This window comes from Treponema denticola, from assembly GCF_024400535.1.
GTDB lineage: Bacteria > Spirochaetota > Spirochaetia > Treponematales > Treponemataceae > Treponema_B > Treponema_B denticola_C.
On the sequence record NZ_CP038800.1, the window covers coordinates 1,239,415 to 1,252,708 of the forward strand.

Annotated in this window: 21 protein-coding genes and 1 pseudogene; all 22 read left to right on the top strand. The window is 31.2% G+C overall.

All coding sequences use genetic code 11. The features are described 5' to 3' along the window. Positions 1 to 222 precede the first annotated feature (222 nt). Complete coding sequence (locus E4N78_RS05730; RefSeq protein WP_255812073.1) at positions 223 to 939, top strand: HNH endonuclease; 717 nt, start codon at positions 223 to 225, stop codon at positions 937 to 939. 439 nt (positions 940 to 1,378) lie between these two features. Next, positions 1,379 to 1,666 (top strand): hypothetical protein, encoded by a 288-nt coding sequence (locus E4N78_RS05735; protein ID WP_010957044.1) that lies wholly within the window; start codon positions 1,379 to 1,381, stop codon positions 1,664 to 1,666. Further along, a complete protein-coding gene (locus E4N78_RS05740) occupies positions 1,659 to 1,916 on the top strand; it encodes a hypothetical protein (protein ID WP_002672992.1) in 258 nt (85 codons plus the stop codon). Before E4N78_RS05735 ends, E4N78_RS05740 begins: the two co-directional genes overlap by 8 nt. Before the next feature lie 209 nt (positions 1,917 to 2,125). Continuing rightward, a complete protein-coding gene (locus E4N78_RS05745; protein ID WP_255812074.1) occupies positions 2,126 to 2,515 on the top strand; it encodes a hypothetical protein in 390 nt (129 codons plus the stop codon). A 266-nt stretch (positions 2,516 to 2,781) separates the two neighbouring features. Further along, positions 2,782 to 2,988, top strand: coding sequence for a type II toxin-antitoxin system RelB family antitoxin (gene relB, locus E4N78_RS05750; RefSeq protein WP_255812075.1), 207 nt, complete (start codon positions 2,782 to 2,784; stop codon positions 2,986 to 2,988). After that, the gene (locus E4N78_RS05755) at positions 2,988 to 3,329 is read left to right on the top strand and encodes a type II toxin-antitoxin system RelE family toxin (protein ID WP_255812076.1); all 342 of its coding nucleotides are present in this window, start codon (positions 2,988 to 2,990) and stop codon (positions 3,327 to 3,329) included. Before relB ends, E4N78_RS05755 begins: the two co-directional genes overlap by 1 nt. Before the next feature lie 187 nt (positions 3,330 to 3,516). Next, positions 3,517 to 3,948 (top strand): hypothetical protein, encoded by a 432-nt coding sequence (locus tag E4N78_RS05760; protein ID WP_255812077.1) that lies wholly within the window; start codon positions 3,517 to 3,519, stop codon positions 3,946 to 3,948. Continuing rightward, positions 3,948 to 4,307, top strand: a complete 360-nt coding sequence (locus tag E4N78_RS05765; RefSeq protein WP_255812078.1) for a hypothetical protein — start codon at positions 3,948 to 3,950, stop codon at positions 4,305 to 4,307. Before E4N78_RS05760 ends, E4N78_RS05765 begins: the two co-directional genes overlap by 1 nt. Before the next feature lie 88 nt (positions 4,308 to 4,395). Continuing rightward, positions 4,396 to 4,758, top strand: a complete 363-nt coding sequence (locus E4N78_RS05770; protein ID WP_255812079.1) for a dual OB domain-containing protein — start codon at positions 4,396 to 4,398, stop codon at positions 4,756 to 4,758. A 20-nt stretch (positions 4,759 to 4,778) separates the two neighbouring features. After that, positions 4,779 to 5,059, top strand: a pseudogene (locus E4N78_RS13915) (dual OB domain-containing protein). Then, the gene (locus E4N78_RS05775) at positions 5,056 to 5,658 is read left to right on the top strand and encodes a DUF488 domain-containing protein (protein ID WP_255812081.1); all 603 of its coding nucleotides are present in this window, start codon (positions 5,056 to 5,058) and stop codon (positions 5,656 to 5,658) included. Before E4N78_RS13915 ends, E4N78_RS05775 begins: the two are co-directional and overlap by 4 nt. Beyond that, positions 5,636 to 6,088, top strand: coding sequence for a DUF488 domain-containing protein (locus E4N78_RS05780; RefSeq protein ID WP_255812082.1), 453 nt, complete (start codon positions 5,636 to 5,638; stop codon positions 6,086 to 6,088). Before E4N78_RS05775 ends, E4N78_RS05780 begins: the two co-directional genes overlap by 23 nt. Before the next feature lie 984 nt (positions 6,089 to 7,072). Next, on the top strand, positions 7,073 to 7,255 hold the full coding sequence (locus E4N78_RS05785; RefSeq protein WP_002669524.1) for a type II toxin-antitoxin system HicA family toxin: 183 nt from the start codon (positions 7,073 to 7,075) through the stop codon (positions 7,253 to 7,255). A 21-nt stretch (positions 7,256 to 7,276) separates the two neighbouring features. After that, positions 7,277 to 7,681 carry a type II toxin-antitoxin system HicB family antitoxin gene (locus tag E4N78_RS05790; protein WP_002669522.1) on the top strand — a complete coding sequence of 135 codons (405 nt, stop codon included), beginning with the start codon at positions 7,277 to 7,279 and terminating at the stop codon, positions 7,679 to 7,681. A gap of 100 nt (positions 7,682 to 7,781) precedes the next feature. Beyond that, positions 7,782 to 8,447: a dual OB domain-containing protein gene (locus E4N78_RS05795; protein WP_255812084.1), complete on the top strand. Its 666-nt coding sequence runs from the start codon at positions 7,782 to 7,784 to the stop codon at positions 8,445 to 8,447. Next, entirely contained in the window at positions 8,444 to 9,046 is a 603-nt protein-coding gene (locus E4N78_RS05800) for a DUF488 domain-containing protein (protein WP_255812085.1), read from the top strand. Before E4N78_RS05795 ends, E4N78_RS05800 begins: the two co-directional genes overlap by 4 nt. Further along, positions 9,024 to 9,476 carry a DUF488 domain-containing protein gene (locus E4N78_RS05805; RefSeq protein ID WP_255812082.1) on the top strand — a complete coding sequence of 151 codons (453 nt, stop codon included), beginning with the start codon at positions 9,024 to 9,026 and terminating at the stop codon, positions 9,474 to 9,476. Before E4N78_RS05800 ends, E4N78_RS05805 begins: the two co-directional genes overlap by 23 nt. 85 nt (positions 9,477 to 9,561) lie before the next feature. After that, positions 9,562 to 10,365, top strand: coding sequence for a hypothetical protein (locus tag E4N78_RS05810; RefSeq protein WP_255812087.1), 804 nt, complete (start codon positions 9,562 to 9,564; stop codon positions 10,363 to 10,365). Positions 10,366 to 10,688: 323 nt separating this feature from the next. Further along, on the top strand, positions 10,689 to 11,132 hold the full coding sequence (locus E4N78_RS05815; RefSeq protein ID WP_255812088.1) for a plasmid fertility inhibition factor family protein: 444 nt from the start codon (positions 10,689 to 10,691) through the stop codon (positions 11,130 to 11,132). Positions 11,133 to 11,223: 91 nt separating this feature from the next. Further along, positions 11,224 to 11,796 (top strand): SAP domain-containing protein, encoded by a 573-nt coding sequence (locus tag E4N78_RS05820; protein WP_255812089.1) that lies wholly within the window; start codon positions 11,224 to 11,226, stop codon positions 11,794 to 11,796. Between the two features lie 496 nt (positions 11,797 to 12,292). Then, the gene (locus tag E4N78_RS05825; RefSeq protein ID WP_255812090.1) at positions 12,293 to 13,135 is read left to right on the top strand and encodes an AraC family transcriptional regulator; all 843 of its coding nucleotides are present in this window, start codon (positions 12,293 to 12,295) and stop codon (positions 13,133 to 13,135) included. After that, positions 13,111 to 13,278, top strand: a complete 168-nt coding sequence (locus E4N78_RS05830) for a hypothetical protein (RefSeq protein ID WP_010957040.1) — start codon at positions 13,111 to 13,113, stop codon at positions 13,276 to 13,278. Before E4N78_RS05825 ends, E4N78_RS05830 begins: the two co-directional genes overlap by 25 nt. Positions 13,279 to 13,294: the final 16 nt, after the last annotated feature.

The window sequence follows — 13,294 nt, forward strand, 5'->3', positions numbered from 1 at the left end:
CTATGAAACGATAAAAATGAACTTAAAATAAAGTTGTAAGTACACAAGATATATTACAGGCATTAAAAAATGGTGATGATCATTGAGAAGATAAGTTAAAATTTGGGAAAAGAAGTAAAACCTAACACCCGCTTCAACCTGACATTGCGGACGAGCCGCAAATGCAGGTTAAGCGGTAGTTAGAACGACCCTGCGGGCGACAGAAAACTGGGAGTAATATTTATGTCTAAAATAACGGATAAAATGATTAAGTACTCGTATGAGTTTGCGAAAGATGTTTATAATGGAAAAATCTCAATCAATGATGCTGTTAAAGTATTATCAACAAAATACTCAATGAAGGAAACGTCTGCAAAAGATTATATAAATAATTATAAATATATGAGACTTGCTCATAAGTACGCACGTACAATGAATGAAGCAGCAACAAAATATTTCTTGGATAGTATTTATCAAGAAGATGGTCAATCAGAACTGAAGAAAGCATTAATATCAGTATTCGGTCATTTGGATTATTATGAATCACTTGGACATGGAAAATTAAATGGAATAAGGCGAATATATGAGCAATATAGTAAATTAATTAGCGATGCTGATTTGACACTCTATCCAGAAGAAGAAGAAAATATTTATAAAGAGGGAAAAGCAAAACAAGTTTATGTAAATATATATGAACGTGATCAAAATGCTCGAAAAAAATGTATTGAATATTACGGTTACAAATGTTGTGTTTGTGGAATGTTACTTTCAGATAAATATGGGGCAATAGGTCGAGATTTTATACATATTCATCATATTAAAGCATTGTCCTCAATAAAAAAGGAATATACTGTTGATCCGATTACTGATTTAAGACCTGTATGTCCTAATTGCCATGCGATGATTCATAGAAGAGTACCGCCATATTCAATTGAAGAATTAAAAGAAATAATTAAGTAGTGTGACTTTAAGAAAAATTCTTCTAACACCCGCTTCAACCTGACATTGCCTTTACGGCAATGCAGGTTAAGCGGAAGTTAGACCGATGCCTTCGGCACGATAAACTGTAACTTTGAAAAATAGGGTATATTTTTATAAATTAAAGCTTAAAACCCGAATTAATAGCTTATGTTCTTTGGATAAAGTTATGTTTTATTATAATATCTATTTGTATAAGAAAAATAAAACTTTAATCTTTGGATTTTAAAACTTGTTAAGGAAGTCAACGAGTTAAAAGTCCTTCGGACGGTCATGGTGATTATAATAATTAACTTGTTAAGGAAAACAAAACTTTAGTTTTTGTGTTTTAATATTGTTATGTAATAGTATAAAAATAAAGTTTATTTGTAGTATTAGGTTTATTGTTAAAAAATTGAAAAAGTGATATATTATTTATAGTATGATATTCGATTGGAATAATGAAAAAAATATGATGCTTAAACGAGATAGAAATATATCGTTTGAGCGGATTATTGTGGCAATTGAGCAAGATAATTTATTGGATATTTTAGAGCATCCAAATAAAGAAAAATATCCAAATCAACTTTTGCTTCTTGTAGAAATTGATAGATATGTATATGTAGTTCCTTGTGTACTTGAAAACGATGTTTGTTTTTTGAAAACTATTTTTCCAAGTAGAAAATATACGTCGAAATATCTTGATTGGAAAGGAGAAGAAAATGAATAGTGAAAAAGAGTTGTATGAATCTATAGAAAATGATGAATGGAAATCGGTAAAAAATTTTTATGATCTTAGTAATGATTTTAAAAAAGCAGCTGAAAGTATGCTTATGAAAAGCGAGAAGATAGATATAATGCTTGTCAAGCAAGATATGAATAACCTAAAGGCTAAAGCTTTTGAAGAAGGTATGGAATATGAAGTTTTTGCAGGAAGTATTTTACATAAATATTTAACTGGAAAGCTGATAGAAAGATAAATAATTTAATGCGTCTAACACGCAGTTCAAGACTGACAAAACCCGCTCTGAAGAGCGGCCGGCTAAACGCCGGTATGTTTTGCAGCTTAACTGCATGTTAGATTGACCTGCCTGAAGGCAGGCGGGTGCGGAACCAATCGAAACAGTCCTTCGACCAAAAAAAATAAAATAATTGCAATGAAAAAGGGCATTGCGAAAGGAAGGTCGAAATGAAACAGAGAAAAGTAGTTTCAATGATTGGAGCATTAGTTTTAATAATTGGTGCAGTGGTATTAATTACTGGTTGTCCGCAACCGAATAGTAATAAGGTCAATTCCGGCGATAATGATAATAGCAACAACCTTAATGGTAGTGCATGGTTTGAAAGCGGATATCATATCGGCTATTATTTTCTTGATGGAAAAGTTTATGCCGTAGATTCCAATAAGTGGGAAAAATCTTTTGCTGGTACTTATTCAGGTAATAACTATACATCATATGATGGTACGGTAATATCATTTAGTGTATCAGGAAATATTCTAAAAATAAATAATAGAGAATTTCTACGAGTGACAGACCCAAATACACTTGAAAAAGTTAAAAAAGCACCTATTGTGTAAGTATTACTGGAAGCAGAAAGTCCGTATATTATTTTGTATATTAATGATATAGACAATAGTAACATAAATATGTACTTATGATATATGGACTTTTTATATGAATTAAAACAGCTTAACTGACCAAAGACAAACGAGTAATAAAACAGTTCAAAAATTCTATATTCGTGAAATTCAAGAAAATATATTTTTTACAGAAAGATAGTCCGTCTTTATTGACAAATTTTATTTTATTTGCTATACATATATAGCAAATAAGGAGAAGTACTATGCTTGCATTACGATTAAAACCGGAATTAGAAGACAGACTTACAGCACTTGCTCTGAAAACAGGTAGGACAAAAACCTTTTATGCAACAAAGGCTATTGAACAGCAACTTGACGATATTGAAGATTATTATCTTGCAGAGCAGTCTTATAATGAGTGGATTGCAGATGGTAAAAAGACTTATGCTCTTGATGAGGTCTTCAAATAATGTTTGTTGTAGAGATTGCTCCAAAAGCTCAACGGCAAATTTTAAAATTAGAAGCAACTGAAAGAGAGAATATAAAAACATATCTCAAGAATAAACTTGTTTCTGCAAAAGATAAAAAAGGGCTATATGAAGTTGGCGGAACAGAATTAGTTGGAAATTTAAAAGGGCTTTGGAGATTTAAAAGTCCGGAATTTAGAAAATATAGAATTATCGGGTATTTAGAAGATAGCAAATTTATAATTACAGTTTTAGCAGTGGAAGGTAGAACTGATTCTTATAAAAATAAAGACGAGTTAGCAAAGAAAGCAAGAAAAGGGGCTTTTAAGAAAAATAAAATCTAACACCCGCTTCAACCTGACATTTGTTTTGTCACGAAAGTTGCTTGACGGTCGCCTGCGGCTCCCTTTTTTATGCAACTTTCGCGCCAACTTTGCCGCCGCTTTGTGCGTCGGCAAAGACACAAACGCAGGTTAAGCGGCAGTTAGATGGACGCCTATCGGCGCTGGATGAATAATATAGGTGGTTTAAATGACTGATGCACACATTGATGACATGGAAGAAGAAACGGGTGCTAAAAAAACTCCTGTCGAATCTAAAAAAGCAATAGATTTTTATCCCAATATTGCTCGTAGTTTGAATGAAGAGGATTTAAAAAGTCCTGCGGTTGTAAAAATGTTGATATCCGATAATGAAAAATATACTAAAGAGCTTTCGGTTTTACGAAACATAGAAGAAAAGTTTCACGAATGTGATAAATCATTATCTGTAGCACTTGAAAAACTAAAGCAAAAAAAATCTTCAGAAATTCTTTCCGATTTTGTTTATACAATTGGTGGTATAATTATCGCAATTTCTAGTTTTGATTTTTCAAAGCCTTTTGAAATACAAAACTGGCTATTTATTGTAATTGGTTTGATATTAATTTTAGGTGCGACTATCTCTAAATGGAGTAAGAAATAATGGATATAAGAATTCTTTATGTTAAAGATGCTGGTAATAAGTCAGCGGAACGAATTGTTCTAGAAGCAAATAATGACTGTGATATTGGTGATTATATTCTTTTTGATACAACTTATGATGGTAATTATATATCAAATAAATTGAGACATAATTACTGGTTTCCTGATAAAAAAATCAAGGCAGGAGATAAGATCATCTTATACTCAAAACAAGGTATTGAACGTTCTAAAAAAAATATAAGTGGAAATACAAGTCACTTTTTTTATTGGGATTTAGACATTGCAGTTTGGAATAAAAGTAAGGATTGTGCTCTTCTAGTAAACATTGAGGATTATTTGGTAAAAAAAATAGACATCTAACACCCGCTTCAACGCTGACATTGCCTTTGCGGCAATGCAGGTTAAGCGGAAGTTAGATTGACCCTTCGGGCAAAAAAAGGAGAATGTAATGAAAAAAACGTTTATTTGTCTAGCTAATAGCCGAAAAAATTCTGGTTATTGTGTTGCAGGTAAATTAATTGACAATTTCAATTGGATTAGGCCAATTAGCAATCGATCTACAGAAGAAATATCAGAAATTGAGATGCGTTTTGAAAATGGAGAATTGCCAAAACTGCTAGATATAATAGCTTTAGAAATAAAAGCCCAAAAACCAAATCAGTTTCAAAGTGAAAATAATCTCATAGATACTGCTTCCTATTGGGTAAAGACTGGTAGTTTTGTAGCTAATAAATTAAGTACAATTTGTGATGATCCATGTAATATCTGGAAAATCTTAATTCGTCTTATCAAGGAATTAACGATAGAATAAGTTCAGAAAATACAAAGCATATTTCGCATTCGCTTGTTTTATTAAAGCTTCATGAAAGCAAGATACTTGTACGTGTTGAAGGTGCTGAATTCAATAATGCTAAAAGGAAAGTTAGATTACAATTCGAGCTTGATAATAAGAAATATATACTTCAATTACGCATCCAGAGATTGAAAGGCAATATTTGAGTGGTAAGAATGGTGAGTATACCATTTCAAGAGAGCACTATGTTACAATTAGCCTAGGATTACCACATGCAGATGGATTTTGTTACTTATTTGCAGCAGCAATAATACTATGAAAACTCTCTATTCCATTGGGTATTCATCATATAATATTGAGGTCTTTATAAACATTTTAAAATCTATGCACATAGATGCTATTGTTGACGTTCGTTCTTCACCATACAGTCGCTATAAGCCTGAATATAATAAGGAGACTCTTAAGCAAAAACTTTTAGATAATAATATTTACTATGTTTTCTTAGGCAGTGAATTGGGTGCCAGATCGGAAGACGATACGTGCTACATTGGAGATAGGGCAGATTATTCACGAATCTCTAAAACAGATAATTTTAAGAAGGGAGTTAACAGACTGATTAATGGACTTGAGAAATATACGATTGCATTAATGTGTGCTGAAATTGATCCGCTTCGATGCCATAGGAATATATTGGTATGTCGCTCAATTAGGAAATACAATGTCAATATTTCTCATATTTTAGACAATGGAAGAATTGAGACTAATGACTCCATGGAAACACGTTTGGTAAGTGAATATTCGATGAATAAGAATGATATGTTTATGACGGAAGAAGAAGTTATTGAGAGTGCTTATGACAGAAGAAGCTTAGAGATAGCTTATAAGAGGAGTAATAATGATAACGAATATGAAGGCTAAAATATATACCATAGGTTTTACAAAAAAAGATGCTAAAACTTTCTTCTCACTTCTTAGCAAGAATAAAATAGTTAGGCTGATTGATATTAGATTGAATAATTTTTCACAACTTGCTGGATTTACAAAAAAGAGTGATTTGCAATATTTTTTAAAGAAGATATGTAACATTGAATACCTGCATTTAAGCGAATTAGCTCCTACAGAGGATATCTTAAGAAGGTATAAGAGAGGAGCTATTGGCTGGGTAGAATATGAACAACAATTTAATGCACTTTTGCAAAAAAGAAAACCTGAAAATAGCATGGGCTTGGATATACTCATGGATTCTTGTTTATTGTGCAGTGAACCAACAGCAGATAAATGTCATCGTAGACTTGTAGCAGAATATTTTAAAAAACTATATCCAAATATAGAAATAATACACATCTAACACCCGCTTCAACCTGACATTGCGGACGAGCCGCAAATGCAGGTTAAGCGGTAGTTAGACCGATGCCTTCGGCACGATAAACTGTAACTTTGAAAAATAGGGTGTATTTTTTATAAATTAAAACATAAAACCAAAATTAATAGCTTATGTTCTTTGGATAAAGTTATGTTTTATTATAATATCTACTTGTATAAGGAAAATAAAACTTTAATCTTTGAATTTTAAAACTTGTTAAGGAAGTCAACGAGTTAAAAGTCCTTCGGACGGTCATGGTGATTATAATAATTAACTTGTTAAGGAAAACTAAAGTTTTATCTAAGTATTTTAAACTAGCTAAGGAAATCAACAAAATAAAGTCCTGCGGACGGTCATGGTGATTATAATAATTAACTTGTTAAAGAAAATAAAGTTTTAGTTTTGATTTTAATGATTTAGTAATTAAAAGCTGTATAGTTAAAAATAAAGTTTTATTGTTAAGAATAAGTTTATAATTTTAAGATGATATTATTTATAAAAGGTTTGTTTTATAAATAATATAGAATTATAGTTAAATTAATAGTTTTTAATATATGCATTAAGTAATATGAAAGTTGGATATGCAAATAATAAAGCTTTGTATTAAAATTTTAAGTTTTTTATTTATTAAATATTGTAGTAAAAAGCAAAATATTGTAAAATTAAAAGCGTAATTGTTAATATTAAGTTATATAAATAAAATAAAAGTGTCTAACACGCAGTTCAAGACTGACAAAACCCGCTCTGAAGAGCGGCCGGCTAGACGCCGGTACGTTTTGCAGCTTAACTGCATGTTAGACGGATGCCTTCGGCACGATAAACCGTAACTTTGAAAAACAGGATATGGTTTTTGTAAACTAAAGCTTAAAACTCAAATTAATTGCTTATTTTTACTAAAAATGCCGTATTTTATTGTAATAACAGCTTGATAATTATACGCATAATGCGTATAATATGATTGGATATAAAATGACAGCAAAAGAAATAGAAAAAATACTAAAGGCGGATGGTTGGTATTTTGTAACAGCAAAAGGTTCTCATAATCAATATAAACATACTGTAAAATCCGGAAAAGTTACGGTCCCAAATCATAAAGGAGATATACCGATAGGAACCGTGAAAGCAATTCTAAAGCAGGCAGGATTGAAATAAGGATATATGGAGGAATATAAAATGAAATTAGCATATCCGGCAATAATAACATATTGTGAAGAAGATAATAGTTATAGTATAGAATTTCCCGATTTGCAAGGCTGTGTTTCCGGAGGATTTTCTCTTATAGAAGCGATAGAGATGGGAATAGATGCGGCATCAGGGTGGATATTAACAGAAATCGAGGAAGGAAATGCTGTTCCAAAAGCAAGTGAACCTACAAAAATAAAACTACCTGATAATAAAAGTTTTATAAATATGCTTATTTTAGATATGGATTCGTATAGTGAAAAATACTCAAGCAAATGTGTAAGAAAGAATATAACGCTTCCAAAATGGGTGAATACGCTTGCAGAAAAAAATAATGTAAATTTTTCACAATTATTACAGAACACGATAGTAGAAAAATATGTAGGTGTTATGTAAAAGCGTCTAACACCCGCTTCAACCTGACATTGCGGACGAGCCGCAAATGCAGGTTAAGCGGAAGTTAGATTGACCCTTCGGGCAAAAAAAGGAGAATGTAATGAAAAAAACGTTTATTTGTCTAGCTAATAGCCGAAAAAATTCTGGTTATTGTGTTGCAGGTAAATTAATTGACAATTTCAATTGGATTAGGCCAATTAGCAATCGATCTACAGAAGAAATATCAGAAATTGAGATGCGTTTTGAAAATGGAGAATTGCCAAAACTGCTAGATATAATAGCTTTAGAAATAAAAGCCCAAAAACCAAATCAGTTTCAAAGTGAAAATAATCTCATAGATACTGCTTCCTATTGGGTAAAGACTGGTAGTTTTGTAGCTAATAAATTAAGTACAATTTGTGATGATCCATGTAATATCTGGAAAAATCTTAATTCGTCTTATCAAGGAATTAACGATAGAATAAGTTCAGAAAATACAAAGCATATTTCGCATTCGCTTGTTTTATTAAAGCTTCATGAAAGCAAGATACTTGTACGTGTTGAAGGTGCTGAATTCAATAATGCTAAAAGGAAAGTTAGATTACAATTCGAGCTTGATAATAAGAAATATATACTTCCAATTACGCATCCAGAGATTGAAAGGCAATATTTGAGTGGTAAGAATGGTGAGTATACCATTTCAAGAGAGCACTATGTTACAATTAGCCTAGGATTACCACATGCAGATGGATTTTGTTACTTATTTGCAGCAGCAATAATACTATGAAAACTCTCTATTCCATTGGGTATTCATCATATAATATTGAGGTCTTTATAAACATTTTAAAATCTATGCACATAGATGCTATTGTTGACGTTCGTTCTTCACCATACAGTCGCTATAAGCCTGAATATAATAAGGAGACTCTTAAGCAAAAACTTTTAGATAATAATATTTACTATGTTTTCTTAGGCAGTGAATTGGGTGCCAGATCGGAAGACGATACGTGCTACATTGGAGATAGGGCAGATTATTCACGAATCTCTAAAACAGATAATTTTAAGAAGGGAGTTAACAGACTGATTAATGGACTTGAGAAATATACGATTGCATTAATGTGTGCTGAAATTGATCCGCTTCGATGCCATAGGAATATATTGGTATGTCGCTCAATTAGGAAATACAATGTCAATATTTCTCATATTTTAGACAATGGAAGAATTGAGACTAATGACTCCGCGGAAACACGTTTGGTAAGTGAATATTCGATGAATAAGAATGATATGTTTATGACGGAAGAAGAAGTTATTGAGAGTGCTTATGACAGAAGAAGCTTAGAGATAGCTTATAAGAGGAGTAATAATGATAACGAATATGAAGGCTAAAATATATACCATAGGTTTTACAAAAAAAGATGCTAAAACTTTCTTCTCACTTCTTAGCAAGAATAAAATAGTTAGGCTGATTGATATTAGATTGAATAATTTTTCACAACTTGCTGGATTTACAAAAAAGAGTGATTTGCAATATTTTTTAAAGAAGATATGTAACATTGAATACCTGCATTTAAGCGAATTAGCTCCTACAGAGGATATCTTAAGAAGGTATAAGAGAGGAGCTATTGGCTGGGTAGAATATGAACAACAATTTAATGCACTTTTGCAAAAAAGAAAACCTGAAAATAGCATGGGCTTGGATATACTCATGGATTCTTGTTTATTGTGCAGTGAACCAACAGCAGATAAATGTCATCGTAGACTTGTAGCAGAATATTTTAAAAAACTATATCCAAATATAGAAATAATACACATCTAACACCCGCTTCAACCTGACATTGCGGACGAGCCGCAAATGCAGGTTAAGCGAATGTTAGATTGACGCTTCGCGCAAAGGAGGGAAAATGAAAAGTGGCTTTTGTAAACATAATAAATATTGCTTCGATACGCAAATATCATTTGATTTATTAAATCAAAAATATATTACAGATTTTGAATCCATTTTGGATGACTCGTTTACATTAAATTTAAAAAAATATATAGAAGAATATATATATGACTTATATACAAAAAAACAGAAAGTTGTTAATTGGACTGATTCTATTTTTGTAAAATACAAAAAAATTTGCTTAATTTGCAAAGAAGAGCGTGAGTTTTTTAAAGAGATTTACATTGGAGGTATAATTTACGATATAACACAAGATTTGTTGTTTTCTAAGGTAAATCTTTTAATAGGAAAGTATTCCGCAGGTTATTTAGATTACAAAACAATATCTTCAATAATTAATGCAGGGAACAATAGAGAGGCAATATTTGATGTAGTTGATGTATTACTTCCCATTATATCTGAATATGATAAGGAAGATATTGTATTTTATAATGATCTGTATGTTTCTGCACCAAGAAGAGAATTCGGAGCCGGAGGTACTGAAGAATTTATTAATACGATAGTTATACCAATAATAAGTAGTCTTGTTGCTTCTACGATATATGATATATCGAAATTAGGTATAAAAAAAGTCAAACAGAAATTTGCAAAGAAAAATATTTATATCAATATTGAAACAGAATTGGATAAAATAATAATGGAAAATAAAGAATTATCAACAAAAAAATTGCAAAAGGAAATGAGAAGACAAGCAAAAAAAATTTTAGATAATAAAATTCATCAACTTCTTGATAGAATGCAATATAATGATTTAAACTGATAGTCAATTCGATCATGCAAATCTAATAACTTTATAAGTGATTGTGTAATACATAAGAGAAGAAACTTTAAAATCATGAAATAAGATAAAACATACGAAAGTAAAAAAAATATATATAATGTGGAAAAGAATATAAATACATAGGAAATAAAATCTAACACCCGCTTCAACCTGACATTGCCTTTGTCATGGAAATTGCTTATATCGCTTCGCCACTTACGTGTCTCTGCTTCTTTTATGCAATTTCCACGCCAAGCCCTGCACGGGCACGGCAATGCAGGTTAAGCGAATGTTAGATGGACACCTATCGGTGCGAATAAAATATGAAAAAAATAGATGGTTTAAATATTTATAGAAATACAAATGGCCGTATTATTTTTGAACTTATTGGAAATAAAAAATATTATATGAGTTCATGTGAAAAATTATTTATAATTATTGAAGCTACTTATTTCGACAGACAGTGGAAAAAAACTAATTTTAAAATACAAAAAATAGTAGCAAATATTAAAGATAAGAAAGATGATTGTAAATATCAAGATGCGAAGGAAGGATTTGCTCATGGAGAGAATAACCCTGTTCCTGTTGTAAATATTGATATTAAAATAGAAAATAATAACGATATCATACCTACACTGTGCAATGGTTTAACAAGAACAAATTTCTTATTAGCTAATAATGTAAAATATTTAGTTTTCAGTATATCTAAAAAATTATTATTAGATGATGCTGATTCATATTTTTTTATAAAAAACGATGAAATATAAAATGAAAATTAGCTAGGAAATATGATAGATGTTTTGAAGTAATGAAAAAACATTGTCTAACAGTGCTAAAAATAATCAGGGGCTTCAGATTATGACAATAAAAGAATTTGAGAATAAATATTGGTATATGAGTGAGCTTAAAGAGTTGGCAAAATCGCTAAAAATTCCATTTGATTCAAAAACTCGAAAGGATCAGCTTGAAGAAATGATTTCTCAATTTTTGCAAACAGGAATTGTGAGTAAAAAAAATAGCAGTAAGATTAAAAGTTGTAATGTAGATATATTGGATTTAAATAGTTTTGTTGACAATTTTAGAAACACAAAAGAAACATGGAAATTTATAAATACTGAAATGGATAAACGAGCACCTGGTCTGAAAATAAAATCAGGAGCAAAATATTGGCTTAATCGCTGGATAGAAAATAAACTTTCTCATGGCGAAAAAATAACGTATAATGATGTCATTTGTGAATATATTCGTTTAAATAAAACTGAAGGAAAACTTCCGCAAATCCCGTCCTGTAAATTTAATAACTTTATAAGTGATTATCTGGCAAATGAAAAAAATGCAACAAGAGAAGATGCTTTGGAAGCGTGGAAAAAACTAAAAGATATGAAGATAAAAAAAGATTATATAACATGGAAAAAGAATAAAAATACATAAAAAAAATCATCTAACACCCGCTTCAACCTGACATTGCGGACAAGCCGCAAATGCAGGTCAAGCGGTAGTTAGACCGATGCCTTACGGCACGATAAACAGTAACTTTGAAAAATAGAATGTATTTTTTATAAATTAAAGCATAAAACCCAAATTAATAGCTTAGATTCTTTGAATAAAGTTATGTTTTATTATAATATCTACTTGTATGAGGAAAATAAAACTTTTATCTAAGTATTTTAAATTTGCTAAGTAAATCAACAAAATAAAAGTCCTTCGGACGGTCGTGGTGATTATAATAATTACTTGCTAAGACAATTTATAAAAAACCACTGAAATGATTATGGGGGCTGAAAAACAGATTTTGAGAGAAGTTCTAATAATTTTATTGGAATTATTAACTTATAAAACTTGTTTAATCCTATAAAATTTGTACAAAAAATATTGGGACGGTAAGATATTTTTTTTATATAATTTCCATAACATTACAGGAGGAAAGATGAACAGTATTCAATCATTTAACAGGACAATAGACTACATCGAAAGTACTCTCGATGCTGAACCGGATGAAAAAGAAATTATGAATCTATCCCGATATTCATATCCTTTGTTCAGCAGGATATTTTCGATACTGGTCGGTTATCCTTTAAATGAGTATATCCGTTTGCGAAAGCTGAGCCGCGCTGCCGCCGATTTAAGAAACGGCAATGAGAAAGTGATAGATATAGCATTTAGGTATGGCTATGAATCGCCCGATTCTTTTGCTGCCGCTTTTAAAAAATTCCACGGCGTAAGTCCGAGCGAAGTGAGGAACGGAAAAAGCTTTAAATTATTTTCTTCTGTAAAATTATCTTTAACCGTTAATGGAGGACAAACTATGGAAATTAGAATTGAAAAGGAAAAAGCGTTTTCGATTGCAGGCTTATGCATTCAGTCTAATCAAACAACCGATTTCCCGAAAGTGTGGAATGATTTATTTAATAAGGCTTCTCATGAGGAACTTATTACTATGGGAAACGGGCAAAGCTACGGTTCATGCTATGAGGTAAAAGATTGCAATTCCTTTAATTACATGGCAGGATATGATTGTACCGACGAGCAAAAAGCCGAAACATTCGGTTTATCCGTCATGCACATTCCCGAAGCCGAGTACGCTGTCGTACAATTAAAAGGTCCAGTGCCCGACTGTATTCATCAAGGCTGGAAATATGTTATGGATACTTTCTTCCCGGAACAGGGTTATCGGCACGCCGGCACTCCTGATGTTGAAGTTTACAAAGAGGGAGATATGTACGATAAAAATTACAATATGGAATTGTGGGTGCCGATTACAAAAGAGTGAAACTGGAGGTATATTCTTTTAATAAAAATATTGAAGATAATAAAAAGTTTACAGAGGATATAAAAGAATTGGGAGTGCAGCATCAAAATAATGATATAATACCTTCAATCTTAAAAGCTAATAAAATAGATAAAAGCGTCTAACACCCGCTTCAACCTG

Bases quoted from the DNA above. Each gene is read 5' to 3' on its own strand.
- E4N78_RS05730 (WP_255812073.1), top strand. From the start codon at position 223: ATGTCTAAAATAACGGATAAAATGATTAAGTACTCGTATGAGTTTGCG.
- E4N78_RS05735 (WP_010957044.1), top strand. From the start codon at position 1,379: ATGATATTCGATTGGAATAATGAAAAAAATATGATGCTTAAACGAGAT.
- E4N78_RS05740 (WP_002672992.1), top strand. From the start codon at position 1,659: ATGAATAGTGAAAAAGAGTTGTATGAATCTATAGAAAATGATGAATGG.
- E4N78_RS05745 (WP_255812074.1), top strand. From the start codon at position 2,126: ATGAAACAGAGAAAAGTAGTTTCAATGATTGGAGCATTAGTTTTAATA.
- relB (WP_255812075.1), top strand. From the start codon at position 2,782: ATGCTTGCATTACGATTAAAACCGGAATTAGAAGACAGACTTACAGCA.
- E4N78_RS05755 (WP_255812076.1), top strand. From the start codon at position 2,988: ATGTTTGTTGTAGAGATTGCTCCAAAAGCTCAACGGCAAATTTTAAAA.
- E4N78_RS05760 (WP_255812077.1), top strand. From the start codon at position 3,517: ATGACTGATGCACACATTGATGACATGGAAGAAGAAACGGGTGCTAAA.
- E4N78_RS05765 (WP_255812078.1), top strand. From the start codon at position 3,948: ATGGATATAAGAATTCTTTATGTTAAAGATGCTGGTAATAAGTCAGCG.
- E4N78_RS05770 (WP_255812079.1), top strand. From the start codon at position 4,396: ATGAAAAAAACGTTTATTTGTCTAGCTAATAGCCGAAAAAATTCTGGT.
- E4N78_RS05775 (WP_255812081.1), top strand. From the start codon at position 5,056: ATGAAAACTCTCTATTCCATTGGGTATTCATCATATAATATTGAGGTC.
- E4N78_RS05780 (WP_255812082.1), top strand. From the start codon at position 5,636: ATGATAACGAATATGAAGGCTAAAATATATACCATAGGTTTTACAAAA.
- E4N78_RS05785 (WP_002669524.1), top strand. From the start codon at position 7,073: ATGACAGCAAAAGAAATAGAAAAAATACTAAAGGCGGATGGTTGGTAT.
- E4N78_RS05790 (WP_002669522.1), top strand. From the start codon at position 7,277: ATGAAATTAGCATATCCGGCAATAATAACATATTGTGAAGAAGATAAT.
- E4N78_RS05795 (WP_255812084.1), top strand. From the start codon at position 7,782: ATGAAAAAAACGTTTATTTGTCTAGCTAATAGCCGAAAAAATTCTGGT.
- E4N78_RS05800 (WP_255812085.1), top strand. From the start codon at position 8,444: ATGAAAACTCTCTATTCCATTGGGTATTCATCATATAATATTGAGGTC.
- E4N78_RS05805 (WP_255812082.1), top strand. From the start codon at position 9,024: ATGATAACGAATATGAAGGCTAAAATATATACCATAGGTTTTACAAAA.
- E4N78_RS05810 (WP_255812087.1), top strand. From the start codon at position 9,562: ATGAAAAGTGGCTTTTGTAAACATAATAAATATTGCTTCGATACGCAA.
- E4N78_RS05815 (WP_255812088.1), top strand. From the start codon at position 10,689: ATGAAAAAAATAGATGGTTTAAATATTTATAGAAATACAAATGGCCGT.
- E4N78_RS05820 (WP_255812089.1), top strand. From the start codon at position 11,224: ATGACAATAAAAGAATTTGAGAATAAATATTGGTATATGAGTGAGCTT.
- E4N78_RS05825 (WP_255812090.1), top strand. From the start codon at position 12,293: ATGAACAGTATTCAATCATTTAACAGGACAATAGACTACATCGAAAGT.